Below are 16607 nucleotides of genomic sequence, written 5' to 3'. Positions count from 1 at the left end.
GGCGTGATGACCATGCAACCCTCTATTCGCTTATGACATATCCGAAATTCCCTGTGAACGAGACACCCAGCGCGGGTGAACTCGCCCTAGAAGACCGTACGGCGCTGCGCCGTGTGGCCGGTTTGTCGACCGAGTTGGCCGACGTCTCCGAGGTCGAATACCGCCAGCTGCGCCTCGAACGCGTTGTGTTGGTGGGCGTGTGGACCGAGGGCAGCGCGGCCGACGCCGACGCGAGCCTCGCCGAGCTTGCCGCCCTTGCCGAAACCGCCGGCTCCGAGGTGCTCGAGGGGCTGATCCAGCGCCGCGACAAGCCCGATCCCGCGACGTACATCGGTTCGGGTAAGGCGCAGGAGTTGCGCGAAGTCGTGCTGGCCACCGGCGCGGACACCGTGATCTGCGACGGCGAGCTGAGCCCCGCGCAGCTCACCGCGCTGGAGAAGGCGGTCAAGGTCAAGGTGATCGACCGCACGGCGTTGATCCTCGACATCTTCGCCCAGCACGCCACCAGCCGCGAAGGCAAGGCTCAGGTCACGCTCGCGCAGATGGAGTACATGCTGCCCCGGCTGCGCGGCTGGGGCGAGTCGATGTCGCGGCAGGCCGGTGGCCGTGCGGGTGGCAGCGGCGGCGGTGTGGGCCTGCGTGGTCCCGGCGAGACGAAGATCGAAACCGACCGTCGGCGGATCCGCGAGCGAATGGCCAAGCTGCGCCGCGAAATCAAGGACATGAAGACGATCCGCGACACTCAGCGCAGCCGCCGGCTGGCGAGCGACGTGGCGTCGATCGCGATCGTCGGCTACACCAACGCGGGTAAGTCCAGCTTGCTCAACGCGCTGACCGGTGCCGGCGTGCTGGTGGAGAACGCGTTGTTCGCGACCCTCGAACCGACAACGCGCCGTGGGGAATTCGCGGACGGCAGGCCATTCGTGTTGACCGACACGGTTGGATTCGTACGGCACCTGCCGACCCAGTTGGTGGAGGCGTTCCGATCCACACTCGAGGAGGTCGTCGACGCCGACCTGCTGGTGCACGTCGTCGACGGCTCCGATGTCAACCCTTTGGCGCAGATCAACGCCGTGCGTAAAGTCGTCAACGAAGTGGTCGTCGACCACGAGCGCAAGCCGGCGCCAGAACTGGTGGTGGTCAACAAGATTGACGCCGCGAGCGACCTCGCGCTGGCTCAGCTGCGGCGGGCACTGCCCGATGCGGTGTTCGTCTCCGCGCACACCGGCGAAGGTCTGACGCGGTTGCAGCAGCGGATGGCCGAAATGATTGCGCCGACAGACGCGGTCGTGGATGTGACGATTCCGTACGACCGCGGCGATCTGGTCAACAAGGTGCATGCCGACGGCAGGGTGGATGCCACCGAGCACACCGCCGACGGCACGAGGATCAAGGCTCGCGTGCCGATTCCGTTGGCGGCCAGCTTGAGCGAATACTCAACGTTCTGATCAGTGACCGCGAAGTCACGACCGGCCGGTCGACGAGATACTCAACGCACTGGCCTGATGACAGCGAAAGGTCCCCGAATCAACAAGATTCGGGAACCTTCCGTCGATTGAGTTAGATCGAGCTAGTGCTGCTCTGCCTCTTGGCGCTTCTCGGCCGTCTTGGCGGCGCCGCGGGCAGCCTCGGCCTCGGCTTCCTTCTTGGCGGCATCGCGCTGAGCGTCGGCCTTGTCCTGCTGGGCCTGGCCCTCGCGGTAGAGGTCATCTCGGCCGGCAACCGCGCCCGCAACCTCTTTGACCTTGCCCTTGACGCCTTCGACGACGCCCTTGATGGCTTCTTCCGGGCCGCTGTTCTTCTCCGACATGGGGTTTTCCTCCTTGTTGTGTCGTGAGGTGCTCAGGTATTTCCCCGAACGGAGGAGTTGCTAAACCCGCGGTGGGCTATGTCACGAAGTCAGTTCACGGCCGGTGCGCGAGAATCACCGCGGGTTCATGCGCCTTGACAGGTGGCAGCTCGCCCTTGAACTTCTCGACCTCGACGAGTACGTGCGCACCGGTACATCCGTGGGCCAGCGATGAGGTACCCACATCGTCGGTGAGCACGTTGGGATTTCCATGGACGCACATGGCGTCGGGATCGGATGGGTCCTGCGGGTCGAACCACGCACCGGTCGACAGCTGCACGACGTGCGGGCGCAGCCGGTCGTCGATCACCACGCCCGCCAGACACGCACCGCGGTCGTTGAAAACCCGCACGACATCGCCGTCGCACAACGCGCGGTGTTCGGCGTCGATCGGGTGCATTCGGATCGGCTCGCGCTGCTGCACTTTCGACGCTTGACTGACGGCACCGCCGTCGAGCTGGCCGTGCAACCGGGCTGCCGGCTGATTGGCCAGCAGATGCAGGGGATAGGTCGCTGCCCGGCGGCCGCCGAGCCACTCCGACGGCTCGTACCACTTGGGGTGACCGGCGCAGTCGTCGTAGCCGAAACCGTCGATCGTCTCGGAGAAGATCTCGATACGCCCGCTCGGAGTGCCCAGCCGGTGTGCGACCGGATCGGCGCGAAAGTCGTCCAGCAGCGTGATTCCGGTCTCTGTCGGTAACCGCAGCCGGCCGACCCGCCAGAATTCCTCGAAGGTCGGCACCGCGAAATCGAGTCCCGCGGCCCACTTCTCGTAGAGATGTGCCAGCCACTGCCTCGCCGTGCGCCCCTCGGTGAACTGCTCGGCGAACCCGAGCTTCTCGGCCAGTGCCGCGAATGTCGTGTAGTCGTCGCGGGATTCTGCGTAGGGCTCGGTGAGCGCGGGCATCGCCATGAACAACGGATCGTTGCGCGAACCCGAATAGTCGTCGCGTTCATAGGCGGTGGTCGACGGCACCACGATGTCGGCATGTTTGGCCATCGCGGTCCAATACGGTTCGTGCACCACCAATGTGTCCACGCGGCCCAATGCCCGGCGCAGTCGCGGAATGTTCTGGTGATGGTGAAAGGGATTGCCGCCCGCCCAGTACACGAGCTTGATGTGGGGGTAGGTCAAACGCCTGCCGTTGTAGTCGAATTGCTCACCCGGATGCAGCAGCATGTCGCTGATCGCGGCGACGGGGATGAACGTCTGGACAGGGTTGAGGCCCTGCGGCAGTGCCGGCAGTCGGCAGCGCAGCGGTGGTAGTCCGGGTTCGTTCATCGACCCGTAGCCGTGGCCGAAACCGCCTCCCGGAATTCCGATCTGACCGAGCATCGCCGCCAGCGTCAGTCCCATCCACGGCGCTTGCTCGCCGTGTCTGGTTCTCTGCAGCGACCAGCTGACGGTGACCATCGTCCGACACGAGGCCATCCTTCGGGCCAGCGCAACGAGCATTTCGGCAGGAAGGCCGCAGATCTCCGAGGCCCATTCCGGCGACTTCGGCACCCCATCGTCGACGCCCAGCAGGTACCGCTCGAAGCGTTCGTATCCGGTGCAGTAGTCCCTCAGAAAGTCCCGATCGGCCAGGGATTCGGTGGCCAGCACATGTGCCAGCGCCAGCATGATGGCCACATCGGTGCCCGGTACCGGCGCCAACCATTCACAGTCGCCGTCGACGTCGTCGCGTAGCGGTGACACCGACACGATGCGGCCGCCCTTGTCCCGGAAGCGTCGCAGCGCGTCGCGCGCCGGATGTCCCGTGGTGCCACCGTGATTGATTCCGGTGTTCTTAAGGGCCAGCCCGCCGAAGCACACGAGAAGGTCGGTGTGCTCGACGATGACTTCCCACTCGGTGGATCGCTTGAACAGATCGTCGTGGGTGCCCACCACCCGAGGCATGATCACACCCGTCGCGCCCAGGCTGTAAGAGTGTCGCGAAAAGGTGTACCCGCCAAGAAATTTCAGAAAGCGGTGCACCTGGCTCTGCGCGTGGTGAAACCGACCCGCGCTGGCCCATCCGTATGAGCCGCCGTATATCGCTTCGTTGCCGTGAATATCGACGACGCGGCGAAGTTCTTCGGCGAGTAACTCGGTCAGTTCCTCCCATGACACGCGGACGAATTCGTCGGCGCCGCGCGCGCTGGTGGCGCCGGGACCGTCCCGCAGCCAACCTCGCCGCACCGCCGGTGCGGCGACCCGGGAGCGGTGGCGAATCGAGCCGGGCAGGTTCCCCAATAACGGGGACGGATCGATATCGCCGTCAAACGGCGTGACGGAGGCGATTTCGCCGGAATCGACGCTCGCGTTGAATGCACCCCAGTGCGCGAGGCTGGTTCTGACTGGGGGCATGAATCCCGAGTTTAGGACCGCGTGCGACGTGTCGCGCAACGCGATTCGGCGCCTCGCAGCGCAAGATCCAAAGCTTTTCGGTATTGCCGGGGTATTTTTTCCCAAGAATGGGCGTGTTCCTTGGTTATTTACTGCATCTAAAGGACAGTTGACGAGCGCGATGCTTTTCATTGAATTTCCGCCGATTGCAGGAGGGTGAATGAGCGGGCAGGGGAGTCGGCGCCGCACGATGATCAATCGAGTGATCGTCGGTTTGCTGGCGGTGCCGATGGCTGTGCTGCTGGCACCGGTGGTGTCGGCGCAGCCGGAAGCCGACGCGAATGCTGCGATAACGGCGGCGTGGGAAGCCAGCGGAGGCGACGGCGGGCCGCTGGGCCCGAGGAACGGCGACGTCTATCCCATCGGTGAGGGTTTCGGCCAGAACTTCGCCGGCGGCAAGATCTTCTTCACCCCCGCGACCGGTGCGCATTTCATGCGCGGCGCGATCCTTGAGAAGTACGAGTCGCTGGGTGGTCCCGCCGACAGCGATCTGGGTTTCCCCACTATCGACGAGGGCCCGGGACGGGCGCCGGACAGCCTCAACAGCACGTTCAGCGCCTCAGACAACCCGGTGATCTTCTTTACCCCCGCGACCGGCGCACGAGTCGTCCGCGGTCCGATCAACGCGGCGTGGGACAAGCTAGGTGGCTCGGCGGGAGCTCTCGGTGTGCCCGCCGAGGACGAGGTCTACCGCGACAACGTCGTCTCGCAGAAGTTCACCAACGGCGAGCTGTCATATGACCTGAGGAAGAAGACTTTCACGACAGTTCCGCCGGATCTGGCCGCGCAGCTCGCCGACCTGCAGATCGCCGATGATCCCGCCGCTGCAATCAATGCCGCCCGGCGCGCGGCCGGTGGCGCGCTGGGCCCGCTGGGCGCCGCGGAAGGCGAACCCGTTCCCGTGGGCAAGGACGGGCAGCGGCAGAACTTCGCCGGTGGCGCGATCTTCTACACGCCTGCCACCGGTGCGAATGTCATGACCAAGCAGGTGCTCGCGAAGTACGAGAGCGTGGGCGGGCCCGAGGGCGATCTCGGCTGGCCGGTGACGAACGAGGTCGACGGCGGCTTCACCACCGAAAGCCGCATGGTCACCTTCGGCGCCGAGGACAACCCGGTCATCTTCTGGACACCCGAATACGGCGCTGTGATCGTGCGCGGTGCGATGGCAGCGGCCTGGGACAAACTGGACGGCGCGAAGGGCGCGCTGGGCGCGCCGATGGCCGACCAGACCGAGTCCGGCAACGTCATCACCCAGCGATTCAGCGGCGGCGTGATCAACTGGGACCGTTCGACGAACAAGTTCAGCACCGAACCGGCCAATCTGGCCTCGGAGCTGTCCGGCCTCGAAATACCGGGGCAGCCCGCACCCGGTACGCCGGGCACCTCACAGGCGTCGGATTCCGACGGCAGCAAGGGGTTCAAATTCAGCCGGTGGTGGCTGTTGGCCCTGGTGCCGTTGCTGATCCTCGTCGCCGCGGTGCTGGTGGCGGTGCTGTTGCGGCGGCGCAAAGGTGAGGACCCGTTCGCCGCGGACGGCTCTTTCGTCGGCCAGGACGCACGTTTCGGGGGCGAACCCGACCACGCCTACGGCACCGGCGGCGCCTCTGAGCGGATGACGCCTGACGACGAGTACGCCGTGGCGATGTTCGGTGACCGCTATGCCAGCGGGGGATTGGGGACGGCGCCGGCCGGCGAGGACTTGACGCCGGACGCGCCACACGAGGACGACCTGTCGCACGAAGACGACCTGCCGCATGACGACGATGCACACGCGGACTACGACCCGTGGGGTGCACCGTCGCACGTCGAGGACGAGGAGTCGCACGACCACGCCGATGAGACCGACGAATCCGGTGACGATGAGGATCCGGACGCGGTCGACACCGCACCGACGCGCGTGATCAGCGTTGCGCCCCCGGTGGTCAAGCGCGATCCCCTCACCGACACCGGGCGCCACGCCCGGATCGAGATCGACGATGAACCCGAGCCCAAGATGGCATTCCATCTTCCGCTCGACGATCCGGGCGAGGTGCCTGAGGGCTTCCCGGTCAAGGCGAACACCAAATTGGGTGTGTACTGGGCGCCTGACAGTCCGCTCTATGACGACGCTGATGCCGAAATCTGGTTCGTGAGTGAGGAACTCGCGATCATCAACGGCTTCGCGCCCGCCGAAGACCGTTAGATTTTGCGGATCACCGTCACGACCTTGCCGAGCACGGCAGCGTCGTTGCCGGGAATCGGGTCGAAGGCCGGATTGTGCGGCATCAGCCAGACCTGACCGCGCGTGCGTTTGAACGTCTTCACCGTCGCTTCGCCGTCGATCATCGCGGCGACGATATCTCCGTTGTCGGCGACGTTCTGCTGACGGACGACCACCCAGTCGCCATCGCAGATCGCTGCGTCGACCATCGAATCGCCGACGACCTTGAGCAGGAACAGCGACCCCTCGCCGACCAGTTCACGCGGTAGGGGAAAGACGTCCTCGACGGCCTCCTCGGCCAGGATCGGGCCACCGGCGGCGATACGGCCGAGTACCGGCACGAACGTCGGTTCCGGCAGCGCATCGGACCCCGCGACCTCGGTGGGGACGATCGAGGGCGGACTGTCCGCGCCACGGACGTCCACAGCGCGCGGGCGGTTGGGATCGCGCCGCAGATAGCCCTTGCGTTCCAACGTGCGCAGTTGGTGGGCCACCGATGACGTCGACGTCAGCCCGACCGCGTCGCCGATCTCCCTGATGCTCGGCGGATAGCCGCGGCTGGTCACCGAGGCGCGGATGACGTCGAGGATGGTGCGTTGACGCTCGGTCAGACCCGTATCGAGCCCGCCTCGCCCGCCGGTGCTGTCTGTGCCGCCCGGGGTATCGCTGCTGGAGTCCATGGCGCGAATGTAGCCTCCGGCGGCCGATTAATCAAACATGTGTTCGACGCGTGTCGTCTGTCCCGGTGGGCGAGATCAAGGCGCCGAAACTTGTCGGTGGCCCGCGATATCGTTTGGCAACAGTTCGATCACATGTTCTATTAATCGAACACGTGAGCGAGTATGTTCGAACACAAGAGCGAACGATCTCGGACCGGAAGGCAGGAAGATGACCATTCTCGACACGCGGGAAATCCAGGCGACACCGGTGGTCAGGCAGGGAATCCGGCCTGCCGGTGCACGGCGGCGGCCGGCCTCGCGACGCCCGGGCGGTGCCCCGATGAAATACCGCAGCTCCGGCGTCGCCGTTTCGTGCGTCGCCCACCGGCGGCGGCCGATCACCCCGGTCACCACGGTCCTGTTGGCCATGGTCGCCGCTGGGATCACCGTGTGGCTCGGGCTGGTGGCGCAGTTCGGTGGTGTCGTCGGTGAATCCGCCGCCGTACCCGATCGCCTCGCGGTGGTTCAGGTGCAAACGGGGGAGACGCTGCAGCAGGTCGCGGGCCGAGTCGCGCCCGATGCCCCGGTGGGCCGGGTCATCGACCGGATCCGCGAACTCAACCAGCTCGACTCCGTGGCGGTCCACGCCGGCCAGACGCTTATCGCCCCGATCGCCTGACGGTGTGTCGTGAGCGGTGAAAATCCAGGCCGCACAAGGATATTCGGAACCGCAACGAGCAAATATGTGCCAATCAACACGAATCTGGGCTGGCAGACCCCCGCGCAGGTACGCTCGAAGGCGTTCGGGTTAGTCGTTTGTTGGCGCGGCGAAGGAGCGGTGATGCACTGTCCGTTCTGCCGTCATCCCGATTCCCGCGTGGTCGATTCGCGCGAAACCGACGAGGGCCAGGCGATTCGACGTCGCAGGTCGTGTCCGGAATGCGGGCGTCGCTTCACCACCGTGGAGACCGCGGTGCTCGCTGTGGTCAAGCGCAGCGGTGTCACCGAACCGTTCAGCCGGGAGAAGGTCGTCAAGGGCGTGCGCCGCGCGTGCCAGGGGCGACAGGTCGACGACGACGCGCTGAACCTGCTCGCTCAGCAGGTGGAGGATGCGGTGCGCGCCACCGGTTCGCCGGAGGTGCCCAGCCACGAGGTGGGGCTGGCCATCCTCGGTCCGCTGCGGGAACTCGACGAGGTCGCCTATCTGCGGTTCGCCTCGGTCTACCGCGGCTTCACCTCCGCCGAGGATTTCGAGCGCGAGATTCAGGCGCTGCGCGAGCACCGGAAGTCGCCGCAGCCGGCCCAGAGCTGATCCTGCCGGTCAATCGATCTGCTTTGTCCCGTCGCTGACGACGCGGCCTGCGACGCGCACCCAGCCCTCGGGGCTCCACTGGGTGTGGATCACCGAACCCTTGCCCTGCACGATCTCCAGGTCGCGACTGAGGTAATCGGTGATACGGACCGCGGCGGCGCCGGTGGCCTCGTCCTCGGGGACGCCGAGGTGGCTGGCGAACATGCGCGAGCGGATCTTTCCGGCCGGTTCGTCGAGCCAGGTCCACAGGTAGTGCTCGACGTCATCGGAGTAGTCGGAGGGATCTGCCGCCATCAGGTCGTCGACGGAGGCGAGGTCGTAGATCGCGAAGTCCGGAGCCCACTCCGCGCGTGCGCTCACTGCCGCCAGTTCGTCGTCGTAGGTGACCTGCACGATGCCGGCGGGCACCTGCAGCGTCTTGATGGGATGTCCCTGGTCGCGCAGCCACCACGATGCGCCAACGGTTGGATGACCGGCGAAGGGCAGTTCGACTGCCGGTGTGAAGATCCGGGCGTGCGCGGTGCTGGCTCCGGCTTGCGGCAGATCGATGAAAATCGTTTCGCTGTAACCCAATTGAGTGGCGATGCGTTGGCGATCGGTGGGTGTGACGGTGCTGTTCTCGACAACACCCAGCGGATTCCCGTAGTTCCCGTCGGGGTCGGTGAACACCCGCAGCACTGTCACATCGATGGCCATGGCCCGATGCTACTTCTTAGCGGGGTTGCGCTGGAGGCCCTTAGGTCGCGCTGCGTTCGTCGTGGTCCATCGCGTCGAGGACGGCGACCCGGGTATCGATGGAACCGGAGATCTCATCCGTCTTGCGGCCGTCGCGCAGCAGTCCGCGGAGGTAGTCCTGGTCATAGGTGGCGGGCTCGGTGGAACTGATGAACTGCTCCACCACTTCGACGAACCGGTCGGGATCGTCGTGGAACGGGAAATGTCCGGACCCTTCGAAGATCTCCAACCGTGAACCGGGCATGGCGGCGTGGGCCATGCGGGCGTGGCTCACCGGTATCACCGAGTCGCGGGATCCCCAGATCAATTGCACGGGAACGGATTGGGTCAGATAACAGCGGTCGAGCATCGTGACAACCTGGCCCCGCCAGTCCACTACGGCACGAAGGGTGCGCGCGAAGGCCGACGACGCGGTCGGCTCGGGCAGGTCGGCCAGAATCCGGAGCACGTCGGGGATGTCGCGGCCCAGCCCGGTCGACCCGAATACCGCACCGGCCACCCGCCCCACGACCTGCAACGCGGGCAGCACCATCGGCAGGCGCAGAAGCGCCAGTGCTTCGCTGCCCATCGGCAGCGAGGCGGCCCGCAACGCGATGTTGACGTCCTGGGTCACCCCGCCTGCACCCACGAGGATCAGCCGTTCGACCAATTGCGGGAACTGGTAGGCAAACTGCATCGCCACGCCGCCGCCGAGTGAATGCCCGACCACCGTCACCTTGTCGACGTCGAGCACGCTGAGCAGGTCGCGCATGCCATTGGCGTAGGCGGCCACCGAGTAGTCGGCGCGGGGCTTGTCCGATCTGCCGTGGCCCAGCAGATCAGGCGCGATCACGGTGAACCGCTGCGCCAACTTCGACTGGATGGTTTCCCAGGTGGTGGAGTTGTCGCCGATGCCGTGAATCAGCAGGATCGCTGGTCCGGAGCCCGCCGTACGGTACGCGCGTCGGTAGCCGTGGATGGTGCGGAACTCCAGTTCGGGTGTGAGTTCCCGGACGGGGCGCAGCTTGGTCGTTCGGGCGGCCATTGCGACAACTTAGCTGCCCTCATGGACTCGCGCTATCTGGCGCTACCTGGCGTCGTCGTCCTTGCCCTTGTCCCGTTGCCGCAGGAACCTCTCGAACTCCGCCCCGAGCTCCTCGCCGCTCGGCAGGTTCTCGTCGTTGGCAAGCAGTGACCGGTTCTCCTGGGCGGCGGCGAAGGCGTCGTACTGACGTTCAAGGGCCGTAACCACCTGAGCCACTTCGGCGCTGGCCTCGACCTGTTCGTTGATCTTCGTCAGGATCTCTGCGCCCGCGGCGTCCAGCGCCTCAAGCGGAATCTGCAGGGACGCGCTCTTGGCGACCTCGGCCAGCAGTACCTCCGCGGCGGCGGGGTAATCCGTCTGGGCGAGGTAGTGCGGCACGTGGACGGTGAAGCCGACGACTTCGTACCCGTGCTGGGACATCCGGAACTCCAGCAGGTTCGACACGCTGCCCGGCACCTGCACCTCACCCACCCACGGCTGATGTTCGGCGATGAGCTCCTTGTCGTTGGAGTGCGCCGTCAGCGTGATGGGCCGGGTGTGCGGGACGGCCATCGGGATCGCCCCGAGACCGATCACCCGGCGCACGCCGAGCCGTTCGGCCAGCAGGCGCACGGCGGTGAGGAACCGCTCCCAGCGCAGGTCCGGCTCCAGGCCCGCAAGCAGCAGAAACGGTGTGCCGACGCTGTCACGCAACGCGTAGAGACTGAGCTCCGGATCCTCGTAGTGGGTGAAATGGTCGGTCTTGAAGGTCATCAGCGGGCGCCGCGACCGGTAGTCGAGCAACTCGTCGATGGCGAACGACGCGACCAACTCGGTGTCCAGCGTGTTCTTGAGGTGCTGCGCGGCCAGCCGGATGGCGTGCCCGGCATCGGAGAAGCCCTCGAGCGCGTGGATCATCACCGGTCCCCGCCCATCCGGCGAGGTCAGCTGCGGCGCGGGAAACTCGAGCTCGTACATGCCGGTCTGATCGGGCTGGTAATGCTGCTCGGGCTGATCCGCTTGGTCCGCCATAGTTCTCGCCTCCTCCACGGTCTGTCGATGAACACCTTCTCATCGTCATAACCAGTGTGGCTCATGTTGCGTTCCCGCTCGCGTCCCACCCATGCATCTGTCAGGGACGCCAGCAAGCCCGACGCTAGGTGCGGAACTGATTCAGCGCGCGCAGCTTGTTCATCACATCGAGCGCCGCGACTTTGTAGGCCTCGGAGAAGGTGGGGTAGTTGAACACGGCGTCGACGAGGTACTCGATGGTCCCGCCGCAGCCCATCACGGCCTGGCCGATGTGGACCATCTCGGTCGCGCTCGTGCCGAAGATGTGCACGCCGAGCAGCTTCAGGTCGTCCGTCGACACCAGCAGTTTGAGCATGCCGTAGGAATCGCCGGCGATCTGGCCCCTGGCCAGCTCGCGATACCGCGACACCCCGACCTCGTAGGGGATCGCGTTGCGCGTCAACTCCACCTCCGTGGAGCCGACGTAGGACACCTCGGGGATGGAGTAGATGCCGATCGGCTGAAGGTCGGTCATGCCCTTGGCGGGTTCGCCGAACGCGTGGTAGGCGGCCAGCCGGCCCTGATCCATCGACGTCGCCGCCAGCGCCGGGAAACCGATCACGTCGCCGACGGCGTAGATGTGGTCGACCGAGGTCACGAAGTTGCTGTCGACCGTGATGCGGCCACGCGCATCGGTCTCCAGGCCCGCGTTGACCAGGTCGAGGTGCTCGGTCTGGCCCTGCCTGCCCGCGGAGTACATCACCGTCTCGGCCGGAATCTGCTTGCCGCTGGCCAACGTGGTCACCGTGCCAGCGGCGCCGACGTCGACCGCCGTCACCTCCTCGCCGAAGCGGAACGTGACCGCGAGGTCGCGCAGATGAAACTTCAATGCCTCGACGATTTCGGGATCGCAGAAGTCGAGCATGTTGTCCCGCTTTTCCACCACGGTCACCTTGGTGCCGAGTGCGGCGAACATGGATGCGTACTCGATGCCGATCACGCCCGCACCCACCACGACCATCGTGGCCGGTAGCGACTTCAGGTCGAGAATGCCGTCGGAGTCCAGCACGCGGTCTTCGTCGAACTCGACACCGGCCGGGCGGGCCGGTTTGGTGCCGGTGGCGATGACGATGTATTCGCCGCTGACCGTTGTGCGTTCGCCGCGAGTGGGCTCCTCGACCAGCACGGTGTGCGCGTCGATGAACCTCCCGTGCCCCTGGATGAGGTCGATGCGGTTGCGCATGAGCTGCGACCGCACCACGTCCTGCTCCTTGCCGATCACGTGAGACGTGCGGGCGAGCAGGTCGGCGGGGGTGATCTTCTCCTTCACGCGATAGCTCGCGCCGTACAGCTCTCGCTGGCTCATGCCCGTGAGGTACACGACGGCCTCGCGTAGCGTCTTCGACGGGATGGTTCCGGTGTTCACACAGACGCCGCCGAGCATCCTGCCGCGTTCGACCACCGCCACCGTCTTGCCGAGCTTCGCCGCGGCGATCGCGGCCTTCTGGCCACCAGGACCTGAACCGATGACGACGAGGTCGTATTCGAGCATCGAACCCATGGACAAGGTGTACGCCGGTTGCGCAGAACTTGCACGCCGACAAGCGTCAACAGCGCGTGAAATCAATCGGCCGTTCGCAACTTCCGCCCGGTATGCGCGCCTGACCGGCGTCCAGCCCGTCCGGTGAGACGATGGCGCCGATGGTCAACACGCTGTCGCGATGCCTGCGCGGATGCGCGCTGGTGATGGTGGCCGTGTTGCTGGGCGCATGCAGCCGGGTCATCGCCGGGACGGTGCAGCCCGTCGGCTCGGTGGCCGATAAGCCCCCGGTCCCGATCGCGGACTTGGTCGTCGAACCCGACCAGTTCCCACCCCGGTATCCGGCCGCCGTGCTCGACGACGCCGCGCTGGACCGCGCCGTGGCTGACATCGACGCAGTGCCGGCCGGCGCCGTGGTGACACCTGCCGACTGCACGCCCCCGGTGCTGTGGCACAGCGAAACGGCGGGGGTCGAGGGTGTCGACAGCGACACTGCGAGCCGGCTGGTCGTCGTCGTGACCCGGCCGGCGCCGCCGTTGAGCGAACGGCTGGATCAGCTGCGCCGGTGCTCCTCGTTCACCGTGGGCGGGGGCGAGGAGGAATCGATGGTCAGCCTGACGGTGCTGCCGGCCCCGCCCGTCGATGCTGACGACGCCTACGCCGTCGAGCAGATGGTCACCACACCGGAATCCGAGCGCACGGTCCTCACGTTCGCCGCCCAGATCGGTGAGACCCGGGTGAGTGCGAGCTGGTTACAGGACCCGGCGGTCGACGAGCCGGACACGGCGGCGCTGGACAGGCTTTTCAGCGACGCGGTGGTGAAGCTGCGCCGCGACGGCTGAGACCGGGCTCCATCCCCAACCGCTGATTCATCCACAGGAACGTCCGCCACGGCGTTCTGGCGGGCGGGGAAGTGGGTCGCTCCAACGACGGTGGGAGCATGACATCGCAATCACCCGACTTCCACCTGAACCGCCCCGGCGTACTGATCGCCGCGCTGCCCGCTGTTCTGGGCTTCGTGCCCGAGAAATCCCTCGTCCTGGTGACCGTCGTCCGCGGCGAGATGGGATGCGTTATGCGCGTTGACCTTTCCGACGAGGTGGCTGCCTCCGTCGACCACATCGCGGAGGTGGCCGCAAGCGCGGAACCCGATGCGGCGATCGCCGTCATCGTCGACGAGGCGGGCGCAAGCTGCCGGATGTGCAACGACGAATACCGCCGGCTGGCGGACTCGCTGGCCTCGACGTTGGCCGACTGCGGTATCGAACTGCTCGCCGCGCACGTCGTTGACCGGGTGGCTGCAGGCGGTCGCTGGCATTGTGCGGACGGCTGCGGCCTCGCGGGCACTGTCGAGGATCCGGCCGCGTCACCACTGGCCGTGGCCGCTGTCCTCGACGGGCGCAGGCTCTATGCGCGGCGCGCAGAGCTGCAAGAGGTCATCGCCGTCACCGACCAGGCCCGCACCGACGCCCTGGCGGCCGCGATCGGCAGCTGGGACGTGGACCGGCCGGACGCCGAGGCGCGTCGTGACGTGGAAGCGGCAATCGCTGCGGCCGCGGACATGGCGGACGGCCGGGCGCTGACCGATGACACCGCTGCAAGGCTCGCGTGCGCGCTGACGGATCCGCTTGTGCGCGACACTCTTTACGCGTTGGCGGTCGGGGAGAACGCCGGGCAGGCAGAGTCGCTGTGGGCCGAGCTGGCCCGGATGCTTCCGGAGCCGTGGCGAGTGGAAGCGCTTGTCCTGCTGGCATTCTCGGCATACGCGCGTGGGGACGGGCCGCTGGCCGGTGTGTCGTTGGAGGCCGCGCTACGGTGCGATGCCACCCATCGGATGGCGGGCATGCTCGATACAGCGCTGCAATCCGGGATGCGGCCGGAGCGGATTCGCGATCTGGCGGCCACCGGGTACCGGTTGGCCAGCCGCCTCGGCGTGCAGCTGCCACCTCGGCGCGTGTTCGGGCGCCGGGCCGGGTGATCTGAGGCGGGTTAGACCTTCTCGACCTTCACGGCGTGTGCCATGTGGTGGGGCAGTTCGACCTGCTCGTGTCCGGGGATGACGATCATGACGCCGCCGTGGTCGTTGGCTTCGACGGTCACGCGGGCATTGGGCACCACGCCGGCGTCCTTGAGGCGTCCGATCAGCTCGACGTCGCCCTGGACGTGCTCGGTCAGCTGGCGCACCACGACAGCGACGGGCATGCCGGCCGGCAGCTCGGTGAGCCGAACCAGGTTGAGCTTGTCGGTGCCCGAGGAGTCGGCGAGACCGAGCTCAGCCAGGCCGGGAATCGGGTTGCCGAAGGGCGAGGTGGTGGGGTTGTCGAGAACCCGGACCAAGCGGCGCTCGACGTCCTCGCTCATCACGTGCTCCCAGCGGCAGGCCTCGGCGTGCACTTCCTCCCACGGCAGCCCGATCACATCGACCAGCAGCCGCTCGGCGAGGCGATGCTTGCGCATCACGGCGATGGCGAGGTTGCGGCCCTTCTCGGTGAGCTGAAGGTGCCGGTCACCCGCGACGTGCAGCAGGCCGTCGCGCTCCATCCGGGAAACGGTCTGGCTGACGGTGGGGCCGCTTTGGTCGAGACGTTCGGCGATGCGCGCACGCAGCGGCACTACGCCCTCTTCCTCGAGGTCGTAGATGGTCCGCAGATACATCTCGGTGGTATCGACCAGATCGTTCATTTCACAACCCTCCGTCAAGCAGAGTCTACCGGCCAACCGGCCTGAACTGCGGCGCTACGCTCGCCGACACGGACCAGTAAGAATGCCCGCCGGCGTACCGGCGGGCATTCAGGGAGACGCTTTAGCTGGCGTACGACCGTAACCGATCGGCACGCTCGCCGTTGCGGAGCTTGGCCATGACCTCGCGCTCGATCTGGCGGACGCGTTCGCGGGAGAGTCCGAACAGCTTGCCGATCTGGTCCAGAGTGCGCGGCTGGCCGTCGTCCAGGCCGAACCGCAGCCGGATCACCTGCTGTTCGCGCTCGTCGAGCGTGGCCAGCACGTGGCGGATGTCGGTGTGCAGCAGCTCGGAGATGACCGCGTTCTCCGCCGACATCGCCTCGGCGTCCTCGATGAAGTCGCCCAGCGGGGCTTCCTCGTCGCTGCCGACCGGCATGTCCAGGCTTACCGGGTCGCGGCTGTGCTCGAGCAGATCGGTGATCTTCTCCACCGGGATGCCCGACTCGGCGGCCAGTTCCTCATCGGTGGCCTCGCGGCCCAGGTTCTGGTGCATCTCGCGCTTGATCCGCGCCAGCTTGTTGACCTGCTCGACGAGGTGGACCGGCAGCCGGATGGTGCGGCTCTGGTCGGCCATGCCGCGCGTGATCGCCTGGCGGATCCACCACGTGGCGTACGTCGAGAACTTGAATCCCTTGCTGTAGTCGAACTTTTCCATCGCGCGGATCAGGCCGAGGTTGCCCTCCTGGATCAGGTCGAGCAGCGGCATGCCGCGGCCGGTGTAGCGCTTCGCCAACGACACCACGAGGCGAAGGTTGGCTTCGAGTAGATGCCGGCGTGCGGCCTCGCCGTCGCGCACCACGGCCTGAAGATCTCGCTTGCGGTTCTCGCCCAACCGCTTCCGGGTGTCGAGCAGATGCTGCGCGTAAAGGCCAGCCTCGATGCGCTTTGCGAGCTCAACCTCGTCGGCGGCGTTGAGCAAAGCCGTTTTGCCAATGCCGTTCAAATACACGCGTACGAGATCCGCGGCTGGACTCTGAGCGTCCAAGTCACTGTCGACGCGGCTAATGGTGGCATTTGCCATGACGGCCTCCTGATCGGGTCGAACTGTCATGAGCTATAACGCCCACGTGCCCCTAAGAGTTCCCGTCCATCGGCTGGTTCACACGTTCTGATCTGCGGTTATTGGTGCTCGACCTGAGAATGTGCTGAGAATAGCGCTAGAAACTC

The 16607-nt window shown here is 66.3% G+C and carries 15 protein-coding genes; 6 read left to right on the top strand and 9 right to left on the bottom strand.

All coding sequences use genetic code 11. From position 1 onward, the window contains the following. Positions 1–32 precede the first annotated feature (32 nt). Positions 33–1448 carry a GTPase HflX gene (gene hflX / locus H7J93_RS11040; protein ID WP_267306331.1) on the top strand — a complete coding sequence of 472 codons (1416 nt, stop codon included), beginning with the start codon at positions 33–35 and terminating at the stop codon, positions 1446–1448. A gap of 122 nt (positions 1449–1570) precedes the next feature. On the opposite strand, the gene mbp1 is transcribed toward hflX, so the two are convergent. Together mbp1 and H7J93_RS11030 are read right to left on the bottom strand one after the other, a co-directional pair. After that, positions 1571–1810, bottom strand: coding sequence for a microaggregate-binding protein 1 (mbp1, locus tag H7J93_RS11035; protein WP_267306330.1), 240 nt, complete (start codon positions 1808–1810; stop codon positions 1571–1573). A gap of 94 nt (positions 1811–1904) precedes the next feature. Next, positions 1905–4199, bottom strand: a complete 2295-nt coding sequence (locus H7J93_RS11030; protein WP_267306329.1) for a molybdopterin guanine dinucleotide-containing S/N-oxide reductase — start codon at positions 4197–4199, stop codon at positions 1905–1907. A 199-nt stretch (positions 4200–4398) separates the two neighbouring features. On the opposite strand from H7J93_RS11030, the gene H7J93_RS11025 reads away from it, so the two are divergent. Next, on the top strand, positions 4399–6420 hold the full coding sequence (locus H7J93_RS11025; protein WP_267306328.1) for an LGFP repeat-containing protein: 2022 nt from the start codon (positions 4399–4401) through the stop codon (positions 6418–6420). Here H7J93_RS11025 and lexA read toward each other — a convergent pair. Next, the gene (lexA, locus tag H7J93_RS11020; RefSeq protein ID WP_267306327.1) at positions 6417–7118 is read right to left on the bottom strand and encodes a transcriptional repressor LexA; all 702 of its coding nucleotides are present in this window, start codon (positions 7116–7118) and stop codon (positions 6417–6419) included. The two genes, H7J93_RS11025 and lexA, sit on opposite strands and share 4 nt — an antisense overlap. A gap of 208 nt (positions 7119–7326) precedes the next feature. Here lexA and H7J93_RS11015 point away from each other — a divergent pair, with 208 nt between their 5' ends. After that, positions 7327–7776: a LysM peptidoglycan-binding domain-containing protein gene (locus H7J93_RS11015; protein WP_267306326.1), complete on the top strand. Its 450-nt coding sequence runs from the start codon at positions 7327–7329 to the stop codon at positions 7774–7776. Between the two features lie 162 nt (positions 7777–7938). Next, on the top strand, positions 7939–8409 hold the full coding sequence (nrdR, locus tag H7J93_RS11010) for a transcriptional regulator NrdR (protein WP_267306325.1): 471 nt from the start codon (positions 7939–7941) through the stop codon (positions 8407–8409). Between the two features lie 9 nt (positions 8410–8418). On the opposite strand, the gene H7J93_RS11005 is transcribed toward nrdR, so the two are convergent. From H7J93_RS11005 to sthA, 4 genes are all read right to left on the bottom strand, one after another. Next, entirely contained in the window at positions 8419–9105 is a 687-nt protein-coding gene (locus tag H7J93_RS11005) for a PhzF family phenazine biosynthesis protein (RefSeq protein ID WP_267306324.1), read from the bottom strand. Positions 9106–9145: 40 nt separating this feature from the next. Beyond that, the gene (locus H7J93_RS11000) at positions 9146–10168 is read right to left on the bottom strand and encodes an alpha/beta fold hydrolase (RefSeq protein ID WP_267306323.1); all 1023 of its coding nucleotides are present in this window, start codon (positions 10166–10168) and stop codon (positions 9146–9148) included. A 42-nt stretch (positions 10169–10210) separates the two neighbouring features. Beyond that, positions 10211–11179 (bottom strand): proteasome assembly chaperone family protein, encoded by a 969-nt coding sequence (locus H7J93_RS10995; RefSeq protein ID WP_267306322.1) that lies wholly within the window; start codon positions 11177–11179, stop codon positions 10211–10213. 124 nt (positions 11180–11303) lie between these two features. Continuing rightward, positions 11304–12710: a Si-specific NAD(P)(+) transhydrogenase gene (gene sthA, locus H7J93_RS10990; protein ID WP_267306966.1), complete on the bottom strand. Its 1407-nt coding sequence runs from the start codon at positions 12708–12710 to the stop codon at positions 11304–11306. A gap of 149 nt (positions 12711–12859) precedes the next feature. Between sthA and H7J93_RS10985 the strand changes: the two genes are divergently transcribed. Then, complete coding sequence (locus H7J93_RS10985) at positions 12860–13540, top strand: hypothetical protein (RefSeq protein ID WP_267306321.1); 681 nt, start codon at positions 12860–12862, stop codon at positions 13538–13540. 98 nt (positions 13541–13638) lie between these two features. Beyond that, the gene (locus tag H7J93_RS10980; protein WP_267306320.1) at positions 13639–14676 is read left to right on the top strand and encodes a DUF4192 domain-containing protein; all 1038 of its coding nucleotides are present in this window, start codon (positions 13639–13641) and stop codon (positions 14674–14676) included. A gap of 11 nt (positions 14677–14687) precedes the next feature. On the opposite strand, the gene H7J93_RS10975 is transcribed toward H7J93_RS10980, so the two are convergent. After that, positions 14688–15380 (bottom strand): iron-dependent transcriptional repressor DtxR, encoded by a 693-nt coding sequence (locus tag H7J93_RS10975; RefSeq protein WP_267306319.1) that lies wholly within the window; start codon positions 15378–15380, stop codon positions 14688–14690. 121 nt (positions 15381–15501) lie between these two features. Beyond that, a complete protein-coding gene (gene sigB, locus H7J93_RS10970) occupies positions 15502–16461 on the bottom strand; it encodes a sigma-70 family RNA polymerase sigma factor SigB (RefSeq protein WP_267306318.1) in 960 nt (319 codons plus the stop codon). Positions 16462–16607 lie beyond the last annotated feature (146 nt).

Origin of the sequence: Mycobacterium barrassiae, assembly GCF_025822765.1 — a bacterium.
Taxonomy (GTDB): Bacteria; Actinomycetota; Actinomycetes; order Mycobacteriales; family Mycobacteriaceae; genus Mycobacterium; species Mycobacterium barrassiae.
This window is presented reverse-complemented; position numbering and strand designations above follow the sequence as displayed.

What these genes read in the sequence shown, in the direction of transcription:
- H7J93_RS11030 (WP_267306329.1), bottom strand. Translation starts at nt 4,199, where the DNA reads ATGCCCCCAGTCAGAACCAGCCTCGCGCACTGGGGTGCATTCAACGCG.
- sthA (WP_267306966.1), bottom strand. Translation starts at nt 12,710, where the DNA reads ATGCTCGAATACGACCTCGTCGTCATCGGTTCAGGTCCTGGTGGCCAG.
- lexA (WP_267306327.1), bottom strand. Translation starts at nt 7,118, where the DNA reads ATGGACTCCAGCAGCGATACCCCGGGCGGCACAGACAGCACCGGCGGG.
- H7J93_RS11025 (WP_267306328.1), top strand. Translation starts at nt 4,399, where the DNA reads ATGAGCGGGCAGGGGAGTCGGCGCCGCACGATGATCAATCGAGTGATC.
- H7J93_RS10995 (WP_267306322.1), bottom strand. Translation starts at nt 11,179, where the DNA reads ATGGCGGACCAAGCGGATCAGCCCGAGCAGCATTACCAGCCCGATCAG.
- sigB (WP_267306318.1), bottom strand. Translation starts at nt 16,461, where the DNA reads ATGGCAAATGCCACCATTAGCCGCGTCGACAGTGACTTGGACGCTCAG.
- nrdR (WP_267306325.1), top strand. Translation starts at nt 7,939, where the DNA reads ATGCACTGTCCGTTCTGCCGTCATCCCGATTCCCGCGTGGTCGATTCG.
- H7J93_RS10985 (WP_267306321.1), top strand. Translation starts at nt 12,860, where the DNA reads ATGGTCAACACGCTGTCGCGATGCCTGCGCGGATGCGCGCTGGTGATG.
- H7J93_RS10980 (WP_267306320.1), top strand. Translation starts at nt 13,639, where the DNA reads ATGACATCGCAATCACCCGACTTCCACCTGAACCGCCCCGGCGTACTG.
- hflX (WP_267306331.1), top strand. Translation starts at nt 33, where the DNA reads ATGACATATCCGAAATTCCCTGTGAACGAGACACCCAGCGCGGGTGAA.
- H7J93_RS11015 (WP_267306326.1), top strand. Translation starts at nt 7,327, where the DNA reads ATGACCATTCTCGACACGCGGGAAATCCAGGCGACACCGGTGGTCAGG.
- H7J93_RS10975 (WP_267306319.1), bottom strand. Translation starts at nt 15,380, where the DNA reads ATGAACGATCTGGTCGATACCACCGAGATGTATCTGCGGACCATCTAC.
- mbp1 (WP_267306330.1), bottom strand. Translation starts at nt 1,810, where the DNA reads ATGTCGGAGAAGAACAGCGGCCCGGAAGAAGCCATCAAGGGCGTCGTC.
- H7J93_RS11000 (WP_267306323.1), bottom strand. Translation starts at nt 10,168, where the DNA reads ATGGCCGCCCGAACGACCAAGCTGCGCCCCGTCCGGGAACTCACACCC.
- H7J93_RS11005 (WP_267306324.1), bottom strand. Translation starts at nt 9,105, where the DNA reads ATGGCCATCGATGTGACAGTGCTGCGGGTGTTCACCGACCCCGACGGG.